Source organism: Pseudoalteromonas sp. 3D05 (genome assembly GCF_002723455.1).
Lineage (GTDB): Bacteria > Pseudomonadota > Gammaproteobacteria > Enterobacterales > Alteromonadaceae > Pseudoalteromonas.
The window spans coordinates 153451-169106 of record NZ_PDUS01000007.1 but is presented as its reverse complement, the minus strand read 5'-3'; the positions used below and the strand labels follow the sequence as shown (position 1 = coordinate 169106).

At 42.5% G+C, this 15656-nt stretch carries 15 protein-coding genes; 9 read left to right on the top strand and 6 right to left on the bottom strand.

Annotation, left to right across the window (positions count from 1 at the left end):
* Window positions 1-76: 76 nt before the first annotated feature.
* Window positions 77-1201 (top strand): CsgG/HfaB family protein, encoded by a 1125-nt coding sequence (locus CSC79_RS09740; protein WP_099295622.1) that lies wholly within the window; start codon window positions 77-79, stop codon window positions 1199-1201.
* 35 nt (window positions 1202-1236) lie between these two features.
* Here CSC79_RS09740 and CSC79_RS09735 read toward each other — a convergent pair whose 3' ends face one another.
* Both CSC79_RS09735 and deoC read right to left on the bottom strand, forming a co-directional pair.
* On the bottom strand, window positions 1237-1737 hold the full coding sequence (locus CSC79_RS09735) for a hypothetical protein (RefSeq protein ID WP_099295621.1): 501 nt from the start codon (window positions 1735-1737) through the stop codon (window positions 1237-1239).
* The gene (gene deoC / locus CSC79_RS09730) at window positions 1727-2473 is read right to left on the bottom strand and encodes a deoxyribose-phosphate aldolase (protein WP_099295620.1); all 747 of its coding nucleotides are present in this window, start codon (window positions 2471-2473) and stop codon (window positions 1727-1729) included. The genes CSC79_RS09735 and deoC overlap by 11 nt, the downstream gene beginning before the upstream one ends.
* A gap of 276 nt (window positions 2474-2749) precedes the next feature.
* On the opposite strand from deoC, the gene cysG reads away from it, so the two are divergent.
* The 8 genes from cysG to CSC79_RS09690 all read left to right on the top strand — a co-directional run bounded on the left by cysG (window position 2750) and on the right by CSC79_RS09690 (window position 12061).
* Complete coding sequence (cysG, locus tag CSC79_RS09725) at window positions 2750-4171, top strand: siroheme synthase CysG (RefSeq protein WP_099295619.1); 1422 nt, start codon at window positions 2750-2752, stop codon at window positions 4169-4171.
* 59 nt (window positions 4172-4230) lie between these two features.
* Window positions 4231-5130, top strand: a complete 900-nt coding sequence (gene cysD, locus CSC79_RS09720) for a sulfate adenylyltransferase subunit CysD (protein WP_099295618.1) — start codon at window positions 4231-4233, stop codon at window positions 5128-5130.
* Complete coding sequence (gene cysN, locus CSC79_RS09715) at window positions 5130-6557, top strand: sulfate adenylyltransferase subunit CysN (protein ID WP_099295617.1); 1428 nt, start codon at window positions 5130-5132, stop codon at window positions 6555-6557. Before cysD ends, cysN begins: the two co-directional genes overlap by 1 nt.
* A gap of 30 nt (window positions 6558-6587) precedes the next feature.
* Entirely contained in the window at window positions 6588-8312 is a 1725-nt protein-coding gene (locus CSC79_RS09710; RefSeq protein WP_099295616.1) for an SLC13 family permease, read from the top strand.
* A gap of 36 nt (window positions 8313-8348) precedes the next feature.
* Window positions 8349-8948 carry an adenylyl-sulfate kinase gene (gene cysC / locus CSC79_RS09705; RefSeq protein WP_099295615.1) on the top strand — a complete coding sequence of 200 codons (600 nt, stop codon included), beginning with the start codon at window positions 8349-8351 and terminating at the stop codon, window positions 8946-8948.
* Between the two features lie 3 nt (window positions 8949-8951).
* Window positions 8952-9722, top strand: a complete 771-nt coding sequence (cysQ, locus tag CSC79_RS09700) for a 3'(2'),5'-bisphosphate nucleotidase CysQ (RefSeq protein WP_099295614.1) — start codon at window positions 8952-8954, stop codon at window positions 9720-9722.
* A gap of 613 nt (window positions 9723-10335) precedes the next feature.
* The gene (locus CSC79_RS09695; protein ID WP_099295613.1) at window positions 10336-10527 is read left to right on the top strand and encodes a hypothetical protein; all 192 of its coding nucleotides are present in this window, start codon (window positions 10336-10338) and stop codon (window positions 10525-10527) included.
* A 190-nt stretch (window positions 10528-10717) separates the two neighbouring features.
* The gene (locus CSC79_RS09690; RefSeq protein WP_099295612.1) at window positions 10718-12061 is read left to right on the top strand and encodes a M24 family metallopeptidase; all 1344 of its coding nucleotides are present in this window, start codon (window positions 10718-10720) and stop codon (window positions 12059-12061) included.
* A gap of 103 nt (window positions 12062-12164) precedes the next feature.
* Here the strand turns inward: CSC79_RS09690 and CSC79_RS09685 are convergent, their stop codons facing one another.
* From CSC79_RS09685 to CSC79_RS09670, 4 genes are all read right to left on the bottom strand, one after another.
* Window positions 12165-12458 carry an antibiotic biosynthesis monooxygenase gene (locus CSC79_RS09685; protein WP_099295611.1) on the bottom strand — a complete coding sequence of 98 codons (294 nt, stop codon included), beginning with the start codon at window positions 12456-12458 and terminating at the stop codon, window positions 12165-12167.
* 113 nt (window positions 12459-12571) lie between these two features.
* Window positions 12572-14473 carry a S9 family peptidase gene (locus tag CSC79_RS09680; RefSeq protein ID WP_099295610.1) on the bottom strand — a complete coding sequence of 634 codons (1902 nt, stop codon included), beginning with the start codon at window positions 14471-14473 and terminating at the stop codon, window positions 12572-12574.
* Between the two features lie 89 nt (window positions 14474-14562).
* Window positions 14563-14943 (bottom strand): hypothetical protein, encoded by a 381-nt coding sequence (locus tag CSC79_RS09675; protein WP_099295609.1) that lies wholly within the window; start codon window positions 14941-14943, stop codon window positions 14563-14565.
* Between the two features lie 133 nt (window positions 14944-15076).
* Window positions 15077-15514 carry an energy transducer TonB gene (locus CSC79_RS09670; RefSeq protein ID WP_099295608.1) on the bottom strand — a complete coding sequence of 146 codons (438 nt, stop codon included), beginning with the start codon at window positions 15512-15514 and terminating at the stop codon, window positions 15077-15079.
* Window positions 15515-15656: the final 142 nt, after the last annotated feature.

The following is a 15656-nucleotide window of genomic DNA, read 5'->3' as shown; positions in this document are numbered from 1 at the left end:
TTTAACTAGCTGATTTAACTAAATTAACCTTAATTAAAACGTGCACACTTCTACGCACTATATTAAGGAAAATAGCATGCTAAAAACCACAAAAACGATACTGTTGAGTTCTTTATTAATAACTGGGCTAGCAGGCTGTCAAAGCACCTCAACTAAAGTAACCTCAGAGCAAAACTCACCAGATATAAACGAGGTATCAAAGCAGCAATACAACGGTCCAAAAGCTCGAATCGCTGTTGCACGCTTTACTGATAAATCAAATGACTCGCGATGGTGGCGTAAAGAGTTAGGTGAAGGAATGGCAGATCAACTTACCACCGCACTTGTCAGTACTAACCGTTTTATTGTATTGGAGCGCCAAGCATTAGATGCCGTACTTTCAGAGCAAGATTTAGCAGTCTCTGGCAGAGTGAGCGCACAATCAGGTGCAGCTTATGGGCAGATTGAAGGCGCTGAAATTGTAGTTGTTGCAGCGGTTACCGAGTTCGATGATGACAACTCGGGTGCACGAGTGGGGTCAGGCGGTTTTATTGGTGATGTGTTTAGTTCTGTTTCAGCTGGTTTTTCTGGATCGCATATGGCCATTGATCTACGTTTAATTGATACGCGCACTTCACGTATTCTTGCTGCAACCAGCGTTGAAGGTGGCAGTAAAGATTTCGATTTTACCAGCGCAGCAACTAATTTTGGTGGCGCACTAGTTGGTGGCAGCCTTAGTGGTTGGTCAGACACACCGAAAGAAAAAGCGCTGCGAGAAGTAATAATCAAAGCGGTGGAGTTTTTAGAAACTAAAGTCCCAGATACCTACTATCGCTATAACCAAAATAACACGCTTGCAGCAGGTTATACCGCACCACCGCCAAAAGCAATCAGCAAAAAAGCACCAGCTGCGGTAGTTGTTGATGTACCGAATCATAGAATGCCACATTATGAAAAAATGGATTTAGCGATGTCTCGCATGAATCTTGTTTGTTTAGGTTATTTGAGAAATCAGCCACATTATGAAGAGTTTGATACGCAAGATGTTGAATACGACCGTCAAACAGTTATTGCCTTGCGTGAATATCAACAAGAAAAGCAATTAGCAGTGACAGGGCTTGCCGATGAAGCCACTAAAAAGCACCTTGATGATTCAAAGTGCATTGCTAAAACGCAAAAATCAGGACTTGAAAGCTTAGGTAGCATATTTCAAATTGACTAAATTTAAATAAAAAAGCGGCTATCCCCTAGCCGCTTTTAATCTACTCGTAATAACTCACCGCGGTAAAAATCACACAGTAACCATATTTGTTCAAATTGATGGTTTTTTGGAAAAGCTATTTTTTTGATTGTTGCTTCAAAGTCTCTTCTATTCCAGATGGGGCTGGCATTACGAATTAGCAACCAGGTGCGTTTTGAGTAATAGCGCTTAGTGGCTTTTTGTTTGAGTAATCGTCCTAGTGCTGATTGCAGTCGGTGTTCACTGGGCTGTTGTGCCATATCAGCTAAGTCACATTGCATTTGTATCGACAATGGCCGGCCTAACACGGCCATTGCTTCGGTTTCGCTGGCGTATAAATGCGCTACTTCTATATCGAGCTGCTCATTTGCTTGATAGCAACTTACATCAGGTCTATTCGGTTCATTATGCCAAATGTGGCGCATATGAATACCGGTTTGCTGTTCGTAACAGCGTAAAAATAACTTAGCAGCCCCATGCTCAAGGGCTATTTTTTCGCGTTCACTGTCACGCTTCATTTAGTACGTTATACACTTGGCTTAATAAACTCGAAGCGCCGAATCTGAATGTTTGCGGGTTTAAGTAATCAGCCCCCATAATATCACTCGCTAAGTGTAAATAATCACTGGCTTCACTCACCGTTTTAACGCCGCCAGCGGCCTTAAACCCAACCACTTTATTTGAGGCTTTAATTGCCTCTAGCATTATTTTTGTTGCATCAAGTGTCGCGTTAATAGCCACTTTACCAGTGCTGGTTTTAACAAAGTCAGCCCCGCCGGCAATCGCAATTTCTGTTGCTAACTTAATTAACGTTGGAGTTTTAAGCTCACCTGATTCAATGATAACTTTTAATTGAACATGCTCAGGGCATACCGCTTTGCTAGCTGTTACATACTCAAGCGCTTTCGCATCATCACCCGCTGCTAACGCTTTATAGGGCAGCACCAAGTCAATTTCATCAGCGCCACGCTCAATCGCAACTAAGGTTTCGTTAATCACATCACTTAATGCCGCATCACCAGCTGGAAAGTTGGTTACCGTGGCCACTTTAATGTGGTTTAACTCACGTTGTGCCAGAAACACTTTTGCATCGTCAACAAACTCGCTATAAACGCACACTGCCGCTGGCGTACCCAATAAAGGCTGGATGCTTGCCACTAATTGCTCGATCGTGGCAGTTGTATCGGTTTCATTAAGCGTTGTTAAATCCATAACGGCGACAGCGCGCGCTGCATTTTTATGTTTTTCATTCATGAATTAACCACCCTACTCGTATCAAAATTAGTGTTCTATATTAGCAAATTATCATAATCTAGCTATATCTCATAACTAATCACAATAAGCAGATTAATCTACTTGAAAGTAGCCGCAATCCCTTGTTAACTAAGCCTTAGGCCAAATCAACACACCCCATATAACTTTTGGTTATATGAACTGGGTTTTAATTATTTTTTACTTCGCTGTGCGCGCTATACTCTGCGTTTCTATTAAGCATATATGCTACGACAGTTGTTAAGAGGTGTTACTACAATGCAATATTTACCTATCTTCACCAAGCTAGATAATAAACCTGTACTGGTTGTGGGTGGTGGAGAAGTTGCATTACGCAAATGCCGTGCATTTTTAAAAGCACGCGCCAGTGTTACCTTAGTTGCGCCTTGGTTTTGTGATGAGTTACAAGAACATGCACAAAACAATGAAGTAACGCTTATTGACGCCTACTTCGAGGAATCACACCTTGAAGGCAAAATGCTGGTTATTGCAGCCACAGATAATGACGCCGTCAACAACACCGTATTTGAACTTGCCAATGCAAAAAATGTATTTGTAAATGTGGTAGATGATCAACCTAAATGCACGTTTATCTTTCCTTCTATTGTTGACCGTGACCCTATTACTATTGCGATTTCAAGCGCTGGCACAGCGCCTGTTTTAGCAAGGCGACTGCGCGAAAAACTCGAAACACTGATCCCACAGCATATTGGCCCGCTTGCAACGTTAGTGGGAAGCTTTAGAGACAAAGTTAAGCAGCGCTTTAAACATTTTGCCGATCGCCGTCAATTTTGGGAAGGCGTGTTTGATTCCTCTGTGGTCAGCAAAGTTCAAAGTGGTGATACGCAATCAGCTATGGCGCAATTAGAGCAACTTCTTGATGCCAAGCCAGAGCCTGAAGGCGAAGTGTATGTGATCGGTGCAGGCCCAGGCGACCCAGAATTATTAACCTTAAAAGCACTGCAATTAATGCAACAAGCTGATGTAGTGGTATATGACTACCTCGTCTCAGATGAAATTATGGAACTGGTTCGTCGAGACGCCGATTTAGTGTGTGTTGGTAAGCGTTTAGGCGATCATAGTGTAGCGCAAGAAGATACTAACCAAATGCTGGTCGACTTTGCCAAACAAGGTAAAAAAGTATGCCGTATCAAAGGCGGCGACCCGTTTATTTATGGCCGTGGTGGTGAAGAAGTACAAGTACTAGCAGCGAATAACGTAAGTTACCAGATAGTGCCGGGCATTACCGCTGCCGCAGGCTGTAGTGCCTATGCAGGTATTCCGCTAACGCATCGTGACCATGCGCAGGCTATTCAGTTTGTTACCGGCCACTGTAAAAAAGACGGCCAAGAGTTAGATTGGCAATCACTGGCTAAGCCAAATCAAACTTTAGCAATTTACATGGGTGTAATTAAATCACCACATATTCAAGCGCAACTACTTAAACATGGCCGTGGCGCAGATACACCTGTCGCAATTATTGAAAACGGCACACGTAAAAACCAACGTGTAGTAACAGGAAAATTAGGTGAATTAGCCGACTTAATTGAAAGTCATAGCATTATTTCACCTGCATTACTGATTATTGGTGAAGTGGCCTCTTTGCATGAGCAACTTCATTGGTTTGGCGAAAAAGCACAAACCAGTAGCTTTGCGCAGCCGCTAACCGACGTGGCATAAGAACAAATTTTTATCACTTTTAATTTTTAACTTTAATCATTTTAGTAGGACGACTAACAATGGCTTTAACTCACCTTCAGCAACTAGAAGCTGAAAGTATCAAAATCATGCGCGAAGTCGCCGCTGAGTTTGAGAACCCAGTTATGCTTTACTCTATCGGTAAAGATTCATCGGTGCTTTTACACTTAGCGCGTAAGGCTTTTTACCCAGGTAAAATTCCATTTCCACTGCTCCACGTTGATACCGACTGGAAGTTTAAAGAAATGATTGAGTTTCGTGACCGCTTGTCAAAAGAGTACGGCTTTGACCTAATCGTTCATAAAAACCCTGAAGGCTTAGCAATGGGTGTGGGTCCATTTACCCATGGTTCTGGTAAACACACGGACATCATGAAAACCCAAGGTTTAAAACAAGCACTTGATAAGTACGGTTTTGACGCAGCCTTTGGTGGCGCACGCCGCGATGAAGAAAAATCACGAGCAAAAGAGCGTGTGTACTCGTTCCGTGACAAACACCATCGCTGGGATCCAAAAAATCAGCGTCCTGAATTGTGGAATACTTACAACAGCCAAGTTAACCCAGGTGAAAGCATTCGTGTATTCCCACTGTCTAACTGGACTGAACTGGATATTTGGCAATACATTTACCAAGAAAACATCGATATGGTGCCGCTATACCTAGCTAAAGAGCGCCCTGTTGTAGAGCGTGATGGCACCTTGATTATGGTTGATGACGAACGTATGCCACTTAATGAAGGCGAAGTACCGCAAATGAAGTCAGTGCGTTTTCGTACTCTTGGCTGTTACCCACTTACGGGTGCAGTAGAGTCAACGGCAAGCACATTAACTGAAATTATCGAAGAAATGCTGTTATCGACTTCATCAGAGCGCGAAGGTCGCGTCATTGATCATGATTCAGCAGGTTCAATGGAGAAGAAAAAACGTGAGGGCTATTTCTAATGTCTACTAACACTAACGACACCATTAACGAAGTAAGAGAAATTGGCATCGACGCCTACCTTGCTCGCCAACAAGATAAAAGCCTATTACGTATGTTGACCTGTGGCAGCGTAGATGACGGTAAATCAACCCTGATTGGCCGCCTATTACACGACAGTCACCAAATTTATGAAGATCAGCTAGCAGCCCTTCATAAAGATAACGAAAAAGTCGGTAACGCCGGCGAAGATCTTGATTTAGCCCTACTCGTTGATGGCCTGCAAGCAGAACGTGAGCAAGGCATTACCATTGATGTAGCGTATCGTTATTTCTCAACAGCTAAACGTAAGTTTATTATTGCTGACACCCCAGGGCACGAGCAATACACCCGCAACATGGTAACCGGTGCATCAACCAGTGATGTAGCCATTATTCTTGTTGATGCCCGCTACGGCGTGCAAGTGCAAACTAAGCGCCATAGCTTTATTTGTGATTCACTGGGTATTAAACAGTTTGTTGTGGCGATTAACAAAATGGATATCGTTGATTTTGACGAAACCGTTTATGAGCGCATTAAAGCGGATTACCTAAAGTTTGCTGAGCAACTTAACGTCTCTGATATTAAGTTTGTACCTATGTCGGCGCTTAAAGGCGATAACGTGGTTACTCGCTCTGCACATACACCGTATTACACTGACAAGCCGTTACTTGAGTTACTTGAAGACTCACCAGCTGCCGAAAGCGACACAGGCTTTGAAGCGCGCTTCCCGGTGCAATATGTTGTGCGCCCTAACTTAAACTTCCGTGGTTTCCAAGGTACATTAACATCGGGTAAGTTATCTGTTGGCGATGCAGTAAAAGTATTACCATCGGGCAAAACATCAAGCATTAAAGAACTTGTCACGTTTGACGGTAACCTAGACACAGCATATGCTGGCCAAGCAATCACGATTACGCTTAATAGTGAAATTGATATTAGCCGTGGTGATGTAATTGTTCCTGCTGATTCTACTGTTGCGGTGACGAACCAAGTGCAAGCAAAGTTAGTGTGGATGCATGAAGCACCGCTCGTACTAGGTAAAAGCTATAACTTTAAGTTAGGCAGTAAAAACACCTCTGCTATCGTTAAGAAGATTGATCACACTATTGATGTGAACACCCTTGAACACGGCAGCGCAGACAGCCTACAACTTAATGAAATCGCCATTGTAACGCTTGAGCTGACAGAAACGATTTTAGCTGATGAATATCACAACAATCACGAAACTGGCTCGTTTATCTTAATCGACCGTTTATCTAACTTAACCGTTGCAGCGGGCATGGTAGAGCAAGCACTTGCCAGCCAAGAGCAAAGCGGTGACTTTAGTGATTTTGAAGTTGAATTTAATGCTTTAGTACGCAAGCACTTCCCACATTGGCAAGCGCTTGATATTTCTAAGCTTAAATAACTAACTTTGCCTGTTAAGGACATTTAAAGCATGTATCAACAGCTAGTATTAACAGGCATTATGCTTACTTTAGTCGGTTGCCTTTTTGGCACTCGACTAAAGCCAGCATGGCTTTTTGTCGGTGCCATTGGCACCGCCTATTTAGCTGGCCTGATTGAGCTTGAAGACATGTTGGTAAACTATGCCAACCCTTCCCTTATTACTTTGGTTTTATTAGTTTTAGTGTCTATCGCGGTTGAAAAAACCACGCTAGTGCAAAAATTAGCCCAGTCACTTTCGAAGGGTAGCTTATCCAGCTCAGTGACCAAGCTTGGCCTTTCAACGGCCTTTTTATCATCCTTTACTAACAACACCGCCGTAGTGGCATCTTTAATTACCGCAATTAAAGACAGTCCCACTCATTCACCATCAAAACTGTTATTACCATTATCGTACACCGCTATTTTAGGTGGCACGATTACCTTAATTGGTACTTCAACAAATTTAATCGTCAATGGTTTTGCCGTTGACGCTGGCATGGCACCGCTGGGCTTTTTCGACTTTACTTTAGTCGGATTAGGCGCACTGAGTGTTGGCCTTATCACTATTTTAGTAATGCTAAAATACTTACCCGACAACGGTAAGAACGACCAAGAAGTCGTGCCCTTCTATCTTGAAGGTAAAGTGGAGCCCGGCTCAAAATTAATTGGTAAAAGTGTAGAAGAAAACGGCCTGCGCGACCTTAAAGACTTATTCCTAGCCGAAATATTACGAGGCGACAGACGTATATGCGCAGTAACCCCGCAGCAAGTAATAAAATCTGGCGATGTGTTACTGTTTGTCGGCGACATTAAATCAGTGCCACTACTGACCCGCTTTGATGGCTTAAAAGTGGTGCATGATAAGCACGAAAAAGATGTAGAGCACCTCGTTGAAGTGGTCGTAAGTCAATCATCTAAGTTTATTGGCAAAACAGTCAAAGAAATTCGTTTTCGCGAGCAGTTTCACGCCGCTGTTATCGCAATTCGCCGCGGTCATGACCGCCTACAAGGTGGCCTTGGTAAAGTGCAGCTACAAGCCGGCGACTCATTAATTCTTGCTCCAGGTAAAGATTTTTATACCTTGCCTAATTTAAAGCGTGAGTTTGTGTATATCTCAGGGCTTGATTTACAAACTCACCTTGCCTCTAAACAATCAAATTTAGTGCTCGCAAGTTTTGCCACCGTATTAGGATTAAGCATTTTTGGTATCGTGCCACTTGTTAAAGGCCTACTGGTCTTGCTAATCGGCTTAATGCTGACAGGCACCATTAAACTGAATGAAGTAAAGCGCCGTTTCCCTATCGAGTTACTAGCAGTAGTGGGCAGTGCCATTGGCCTTGCCAAACTCATGATAGGCACGGGTTTAGCAGGGCAAATATCAGATGCGATGTTTTATGTACTCGGTGATTTTGGTCCTTACGGCGCGTTTATTGCCATATTTATAATGACGGTGTTATTCACTGAGCTCATTACAAACAATGCAGCCGCAGCTTTATCATTTCCAGTGGCTTACGCTTTAGCGATTGGTTTTAATGTAGACCCGCTGCCCTTTATTATGGCGGTTGCATTTGGTGCCTCGGCCAGCTTTATATCACCGTTTGGTTATCAAACTAACCTAATGGTTTATAGCGCGGGTAATTACCGCTTAAAAGATTACGTATTAATGGGCTTACCGCTTTCTGTTATTTATTCAATAACGGTATTAACCCTAATTCCGCTGGTATTCCCGTTTTAACCAGCGTTACTCAAGATTCAATAAGAGAGTATTAAAATGGATGAGAATATTGTTTGGCACAATTATGCCATTACTAAAGCACAGCGTAGTGAGCATAAAAGTCATAAACCCGCTATTTTATGGTTTACTGGTTTTTCTGGCTCAGGTAAAAGCACCGTCGCAAACGCCCTTGAGAGCGCACTTAATCAGCAAGGTATTCACACCTACTTACTTGATGGCGACAACGTACGCCACGGTTTATGTAAAGACCTAGGCTTTAGCGACGAAGACCGTATCGAGAATATTCGCCGCGTGGGCGAAACTGCCAAACTCATGGTGGATGCTGGCCTATTGGTACTCACTGCCTTTATTTCACCGTTTCGCGCCGAGCGCGACATGGTCAGGGAATTAGTGGGTGATGGTGAGTTTATTGAGGTGTTTTTAGATACGCCATTGGATGTCTGTGAAAGTCGCGACCCTAAAGGCTTGTATAAAAAAGCCCGCGCGGGTGAAATTAAGCACTTCACGGGGATTGATTCAGACTACCAAATACCTCATTCACCTGAAATAATATTAGATACCAGTAAAAACACCCTAGACCGATCGGTGCAAGAACTGATAGCGTATCTAAAACAACAGCAAATTATTAAAGGTTAAGTCATGAACCAAACGGAACTGCTAGAAGAAGTATTGATCCTCGCCCGCCAAGCCGGTAATGCTATTATGGGGATTTATGAAAAAGACTTTAACGTTGAGTACAAGGCCGACGAAAGCCCAGTAACCGACGCCGATCTAGCAGCTCATAAAGTGATTGCCAACGGCCTAAAACACTTAACCCCTGACGTGCCAGTACTTAGTGAAGAAAGTGCTGATATCAGCTGGGATGTCCGCCAAACTTGGACTCGCTACTGGTTAGTTGACCCAATAGACGGCACTAAAGAGTTTATTAAAAAGAACGGTGAGTTCACAGTAAACATCGCACTTATCGAAAACGGTAAACCCACGCTAGCCGTGGTAGACGCCCCTGCTCTTGGCGTTTCTTACCTCGCCGCAGAGGCCATCGGTGCATTTAAAGATAAAGGCGATGAACGCATAGAGCTTAAAGTGACGACTAAACCTAATAAAGGGTTAATTCGCGTAGTTGGTAGCCGCTCTCACCCTTCTCCTGATTTAGCTGAGTTTGTAAAACGCTTTGACGACGTTGAAATGGTATCAAAAGGCAGTTCACTAAAATTGTGCTTAGTTGCCGAAGGCAGCGCTGATATATACCCACGCCTAGGCCCAACCTGCGAATGGGACACAGGTGCAGGCCACGCCATTGCCGAAATAGCTGGCGCAAAAGTCACAAAACTCGACGGCAGCCCTTTGCTTTACAACAGCAAAGATGAATATTTAAATCCGTATTTTATTGTGAGTGTGATAGAAGAGTAAAAGCTTTCAGTCGTAAGTTTATGAGCCGCTCGGCGTTAAATCATAGTAGGCTGGGTAGAGCGAAGCGAAACCCAGCATGTTTAAGCCATAAGCGGTAGGGCTTTAAGCGGTAAGTTATAAGCGCCTCAAAACCCAACCCGTAGGAGATGGCTTTAGCCACGAAAAATCCTACACCGAACTCTATTAAAAAAACAAATTTCACCACAGAGATCACCGAGACGCTTCGCGCTGCACAGAGATTGTTTTTGTAGGTCGGGGTTTACCCCGTCACATTTCTCAGGCTAAAGCCAGACCTACAAGACATAAAACCGTAAGTCCAAATATACCCGTAGGAGATGGCTTCAGCCACGAAAAAGCCTACACTGAATTCTATTTAAAAAGGCAATTTCACCACCGAGCGCACCGAGGTTTGATATTCATGTTCTTTTGTAGATCGGGGTTCACCCCGTCACATTATCAGGCTAAAGCCAGACCTACAAGATATAAAGCCGTAAGTACAAATCCCCGTAGGAGATGGCTTCAGCCACATAAAACGTTCTGCGTTAAAGTTTTTCGTGCATGCCTCATAACTGTACCTTAAAATGAAAATTCAAATTAATTATAAGGAACAATAATGACGACTGTTGAACAGGCTATTGAATCGGCGTATCAAGCGCAAATCACTCACTTATATAATGCACTTAGCCATGCTGTATTAGCTGCTAATGGTGAACCAAGTGAAATCAATGCTGCTGAGGCAAGCTTTAAAAAAGGCTTAACTTTTGCCGCTGATATTAGAGCCCGCGCACTCGCTGCGGCGCAATAAGCGGCACTGTCAATGAGCACTCATTTTGATGCTCATTGCTTTTAGATCTGCTTTATAGAACTCAAGAAGATAAAGATATAAAAGAAACACTCCTCCCTTATCTCACTTGCCCGTGATTTATCTCAAATTGTTTGTTTATCGCAGCTCTTCAGGCATGTTATAAATTAACTAGCCTAAAAATAAAACAATTATGCGCCTTACTAAACAACTCATACTTTGCGTAAGCTTACTTACCACATTTGTGTTAAGCCCTTTAGCTAAGGGGAATAACGTGCCGACTATTTTATCAATGAAAGAACGCGCTGCGTTTATCGATAACATTACCGAGCTCAGGGTTAACACGTTAATGCCCAGCCTAATGAAGCAACACAACATTGATATGTGGCTGCTTATTAGCCGTGAATACAACGAAGACCCGATACTAAAAACCATGCTGCCTGCAACGTGGTTATCGGCAAGGCGCACTACTATTTTGCTGTTTGCCCGAAATAAGCAAGGCGGTGTTGATGCCTACGCTATCGCCCCTTATAAAATAGGTAATGTATTTACAAAGGGCTGGGATAAAAAAACGCAGCCAAACCAATGGCAAGCACTTAATGACATCATTGAACGCTACAAGCCAAGTAACATCGCACTAAATACCTCTACCGATTGGGGCCATGCGGATGGTTTAGTGCTTGGTGATTACAATACCTTAATGGCCAACTTACCAAGTGCTTATAAAAATAAAATAATATCAGCCGAGCCGCTGGCTGTTGCTTGGTTAGAGCAGCGTATTCCTCAAGAAGTAGAAATGTACAAACACATAGTCGCGATTGCGCATGCGATTATTGCTGAAGGCTTTTCCAACAAAGTTATTACGGTAGGCAAAACAACCAGCGACGATTTAGTCTGGTGGTTTAGAGAACGCGTAAAAGACCTTAAACTACAAACATGGTTTCACCCCAGTATTGCAATACAACGCGCCGACAGTAAATCATTCGATCACGAAGACAGCTTTACCAATGGCTATGCCGATAATGTGATTCAAGCAGGTGATTTACTGCATGTCGATTTTGGTATTACGTATTTGCGCTTAAACACCGACACACAACAACATGCCTATGTGTTAAAACCTAACGAAACACAAGCCCCCGACTACCTTGTCGATGCGTTAAAAAAAGGCAATAAACTACAAGATATTTTTACCGCTGAATTTAGCGAAGGGAGAACAGGTAACCAAGTATTAAAAGCCGCCCGCGAAAAAGCCATTGCAAAGGGCTTAAAACCTAATATTTATACGCATCCGCTTGGCTATCATGGCCACGCAGCTGGCACTACATTAGGTATGTGGGATTCACAACAAGGCGTGCCGGGGGATGGTGATTATCCACTGCATTTAAACACCGCTTATTCAATTGAACTTAACAATGCGGTGTTTATCAAACCGTGGCATAAAGAAATTAGAATTATGCTAGAAGAAGACGCCATTTTCGATAAAACCGGCGTGTGGTATTTAAATGGTCGACAAACCGAATTACTGCTTGTCGATTAAGCGCACTTTTAGCCGTTGATGGTTAGGTCTTTTTAAAGCAAAAGCTACAAAAAAGACCTGACATTCCTTTCACTTAATTTAGTTAATGGAGAGAAAACGTACGTTATGCGTTAAACGTGTACTCACGTTTTATTTCTACCACTTGCACACTGTATGACTCATACCACTTAGAACGGCCAACGCCTTGGGCTAGCGCGTGCTCTGGATCACGCTTCCAATTTTTGATTGCTTCTTCACTTTCCCAGTACGAAATTGCAATTTCTTGATCGCCCTCTGTCACAGCAACAAAATCCAAACAGCCGTACTTTTCAAATGCAAGCTCTCTCATTTTTGTGACTGTTTTACCGTATTCATCATCTTGAATTCCCGGTTTTGCCCTAAATATGACTGCGAACATAGATACTCCTTAGTAGTATTCACTGTGACTGGTGTTTGCCTTAACGAGTAGGCTTAAGTAAAAAAAGCCAGTGCGCAAATTTTCACGTACTGGCTTTATTTATCACTGTTTAGTTAAAGGGTCTCATCTAACCACTTAAAGAATTCACGTTGCCATACAATCCCGTTTTGCGGTGTCAGCACCCAGTGGTTTTCTTCAGGGAAGTATAAAAAGCGGCTCTGCAAACCACGTAATTTTGCAGCCTGAAAAGCGGCAATGCCTTGCTCTAGCGGTACACGGTAATCTTTACCACCGTGAATCACAAACATCGGGGCATCCCACTTATCTACATAGCTTATTGGGTTAAATTGGCCATATGACTTTTTAGTCGCGGCATTTTCTTCCCAGTAAGCGCCACCTAATTCGTTATTTACAAAAAATAACTCTTCAGTTGTGCCGTACATGCTACGTAAATCAAAAATTCCACAGTGGGCAATAAAGGTTTTAAAGCGGCCATCGTGATTACCTGCTAAATAAAATGCAGAGTAACCGCCATAACTTGCGCCAATTGCACCAATACGTGAGGTATCAACATAGGATTCTTTTGCCACATCATCAATAGCATTAAGGTAATCTTGCATTACCTTACCACCCCAATCTTGGCTTATGTCTTCATTCCATTTAACACCATGACCTGGCATACCACGGCGGTTAGGTGCCACCACAATATAGCCTTGCGAGGCCATTACTTGGAAGTTCCAACGAAAAGAGTAAAACTGCGAAAGTGCAGACTGAGGACCGCCTTGTAAATACAATAAGGTTGGGTATTTTTTGCTTTTATCGAAATTAGGCGGGTAAATAACCCATGTGAGCATGTCTTGACCGTCTTTAGTTTTTACCATACGTTTTTCAACATTCGGCAAATCAAGGCTGGCATAAAACGCGTTGTTCTCTTTGGTCAATGCAACCAGTTTTTTGCTCTTTAAATCAAGTCGGTAAATTTCTCTTGCGGCATTCATGCTGTTACGCGTAACCACTAATTGATTATCTAATACCGCAACAATGCTGTTTACATCAAACTGGCCATTAGTCAGCTGTTTTATTTTAGGCTTGGCTTTGGTTTTCGTATTTACAGAGACTTGAAATAGCTGAATTGTGCCATCAGTTGGCGCCACAAAATAAATATGCTTACCGTCATTGCTCCATTTAAAGCTGTTTACTGTGCCATCCCAGTGCGCTGTTAAGTTAAATTCACGGTTTTTAACTTTAACAATGATATCGTTCTTATCCGCTTCATTGCCTGGCTCATCCATTTGCAACCACGCTAAATGACCCTTTGGCGAGAACGCGGGATATTTATCATAACCTAAATTACTTTGTGTGATGTTTGTGGTCTTTTTGCTCGCCAGGTTATAACGATAAATATCGGTATTGGTGCTTTTTACATACTCAGTGCCTGTGAACTTTTTGCTCACATAGTAAATATTTTCACCTTTTGGACCCCAGGTATAATCAGCAGCCCCACCAAATGGTGACGTTGGGCTGTCGAACGCCATACCCTTCATGATGTCGACTTTTTCTTCGCTTTTTAAATCTTGATAAAATACATGCTTAAAACTGCCGTCTTTCCATGTATCCCAGTGGCGATAGTTTAAGTCATCAAACACATACGCATTTGCCTGACCAAGTTCTTTATATCTATCGGATGCTAATACGTTTTCTAGTTTCACTTTTTCATGAAACAGTTTTTTACTGCCATCAGGGGATATACTGCGATCAATCAAAAGGCCTTGGTAGGCTTCTAATAACTGAGATTCACCGCCTTTAAGTGGCACTTGGTAAACTTTGCTATTGAAGTCGTTGCTTTCAACACTTGGCGTGGTTACTTTATAAATCACATGGGTTTTGTCTTGATTTAAACCCAACGCACTGACGCGCTTTACTTGCCAAAGCTTTTCTGGGGTCATTACATCGCTGGCATATGCGCCCATACTGACCGCTAATCCCAAGCTTACAGATAACACTGTTCGCAACATGGCGAAACTCCTTTAAAAATTAGACTCGATTATGCTACATAAAATAGGCACAAGTTAAAAGAAAGTCGCGATTAACTGACTCCCTCTTTTTATAACCCCCAAACTTGGGATGCTGACAGCGCTATAGACAAAACCAGTCCTATAAAAGCCAAGAAATTAAAAAGCTTCCAATGTCCTTTGTGTTTTTTCAAAACTTGATAGAAAGTAAAAATCAAACCTGCAATAGAAGCCAATACCAGCAATAACGAGTTTTGCATTAACGGTGACCATATAACATTTCCAGCACCGATATGATGATTTAAAAAAGCGGCAAACCACAACAACAGTAGAGCTATAAATATAAGATAGTACTCTTTCAGCCCAAACCGGCTTTGAGAAGCGCCACAAAACGGGCAAAAATAAGCGGCAGATTTACCTGAACCGACTAATTTAGGTACGATTTTGCTTTTGCATTTTTTACATGTTGTCATAATGCACACTATTTTTTGGCGGTATTTGCTAAACTAAGCAAAAACTAACCGTTGCCTCGTTAATCTGCGCAATAGGCAAGCCAACTGTTAGTTTTTATTTTTGCCCCAGAAAATAGGCGCCATCTACCTTTAATTAGTTACATGCTAATTTTGCTTGTTGTTTACAAGCCTGTTCAGCCTGCTCAATAGATTCACCACCCATACAAAAATCTAACCTTAAGATTCTCTTTTCTGGAGCCGTCACTGTTGCTGCAGGTACCCACTCCCATTTTTTCAACATTTTGCGAGAATATTTACCTATGTGCTTATTAGGCAATGTACTAATAACCTCAACATTCTCAGTTTTTCCCGAATCAGTGATATCAAAGACCAAAACAGCGCAGCCTCTTATTCCAGAGCGAGCAAGCTCAACTGGATATTTAGGCGTATTTTGATTTGCACGCTGCCAAATAAAGTCACTGGTAGGGTCTACATTTGTAACCTGTATGTCTGCATAAGTAGTTTTATTTTTAGCTACTGCACCTGTACTGGCAAAGGCTAAGAAAACAGGGATTAATAAAGAAATTTTCATATACACTCCATTGTTGGAATATCCACATAACAACCTGCCCTATCTCATTTTGGCGACTGATAACAACACCTTGTGTCAGTTAATAGCGCCATCAGACAACAGCACTGTTTCTAGCACCAAAGGCTGTGCCGCAGGTAGTTTT

Excerpts from the sequence above, each read along its gene's own strand:
- CSC79_RS09735 (WP_099295621.1), bottom strand. The coding sequence starts at position 1,737 with ATGAAGCGTGACAGTGAACGCGAAAAAATAGCCCTTGAGCATGGGGCT.
- CSC79_RS09690 (WP_099295612.1), top strand. The coding sequence starts at position 10,718 with ATGCGCCTTACTAAACAACTCATACTTTGCGTAAGCTTACTTACCACA.
- CSC79_RS09710 (WP_099295616.1), top strand. The coding sequence starts at position 6,588 with ATGTATCAACAGCTAGTATTAACAGGCATTATGCTTACTTTAGTCGGT.
- CSC79_RS09675 (WP_099295609.1), bottom strand. The coding sequence starts at position 14,943 with ATGACAACATGTAAAAAATGCAAAAGCAAAATCGTACCTAAATTAGTC.
- cysD (WP_099295618.1), top strand. The coding sequence starts at position 4,231 with ATGGCTTTAACTCACCTTCAGCAACTAGAAGCTGAAAGTATCAAAATC.
- cysN (WP_099295617.1), top strand. The coding sequence starts at position 5,130 with ATGTCTACTAACACTAACGACACCATTAACGAAGTAAGAGAAATTGGC.
- cysG (WP_099295619.1), top strand. The coding sequence starts at position 2,750 with ATGCAATATTTACCTATCTTCACCAAGCTAGATAATAAACCTGTACTG.
- CSC79_RS09685 (WP_099295611.1), bottom strand. The coding sequence starts at position 12,458 with ATGTTCGCAGTCATATTTAGGGCAAAACCGGGAATTCAAGATGATGAA.
- CSC79_RS09670 (WP_099295608.1), bottom strand. The coding sequence starts at position 15,514 with ATGAAAATTTCTTTATTAATCCCTGTTTTCTTAGCCTTTGCCAGTACA.
- cysC (WP_099295615.1), top strand. The coding sequence starts at position 8,349 with ATGGATGAGAATATTGTTTGGCACAATTATGCCATTACTAAAGCACAG.
- deoC (WP_099295620.1), bottom strand. The coding sequence starts at position 2,473 with ATGAATGAAAAACATAAAAATGCAGCGCGCGCTGTCGCCGTTATGGAT.
- CSC79_RS09680 (WP_099295610.1), bottom strand. The coding sequence starts at position 14,473 with ATGTTGCGAACAGTGTTATCTGTAAGCTTGGGATTAGCGGTCAGTATG.
- CSC79_RS09695 (WP_099295613.1), top strand. The coding sequence starts at position 10,336 with ATGACGACTGTTGAACAGGCTATTGAATCGGCGTATCAAGCGCAAATC.
- CSC79_RS09740 (WP_099295622.1), top strand. The coding sequence starts at position 77 with ATGCTAAAAACCACAAAAACGATACTGTTGAGTTCTTTATTAATAACT.
- cysQ (WP_099295614.1), top strand. The coding sequence starts at position 8,952 with ATGAACCAAACGGAACTGCTAGAAGAAGTATTGATCCTCGCCCGCCAA.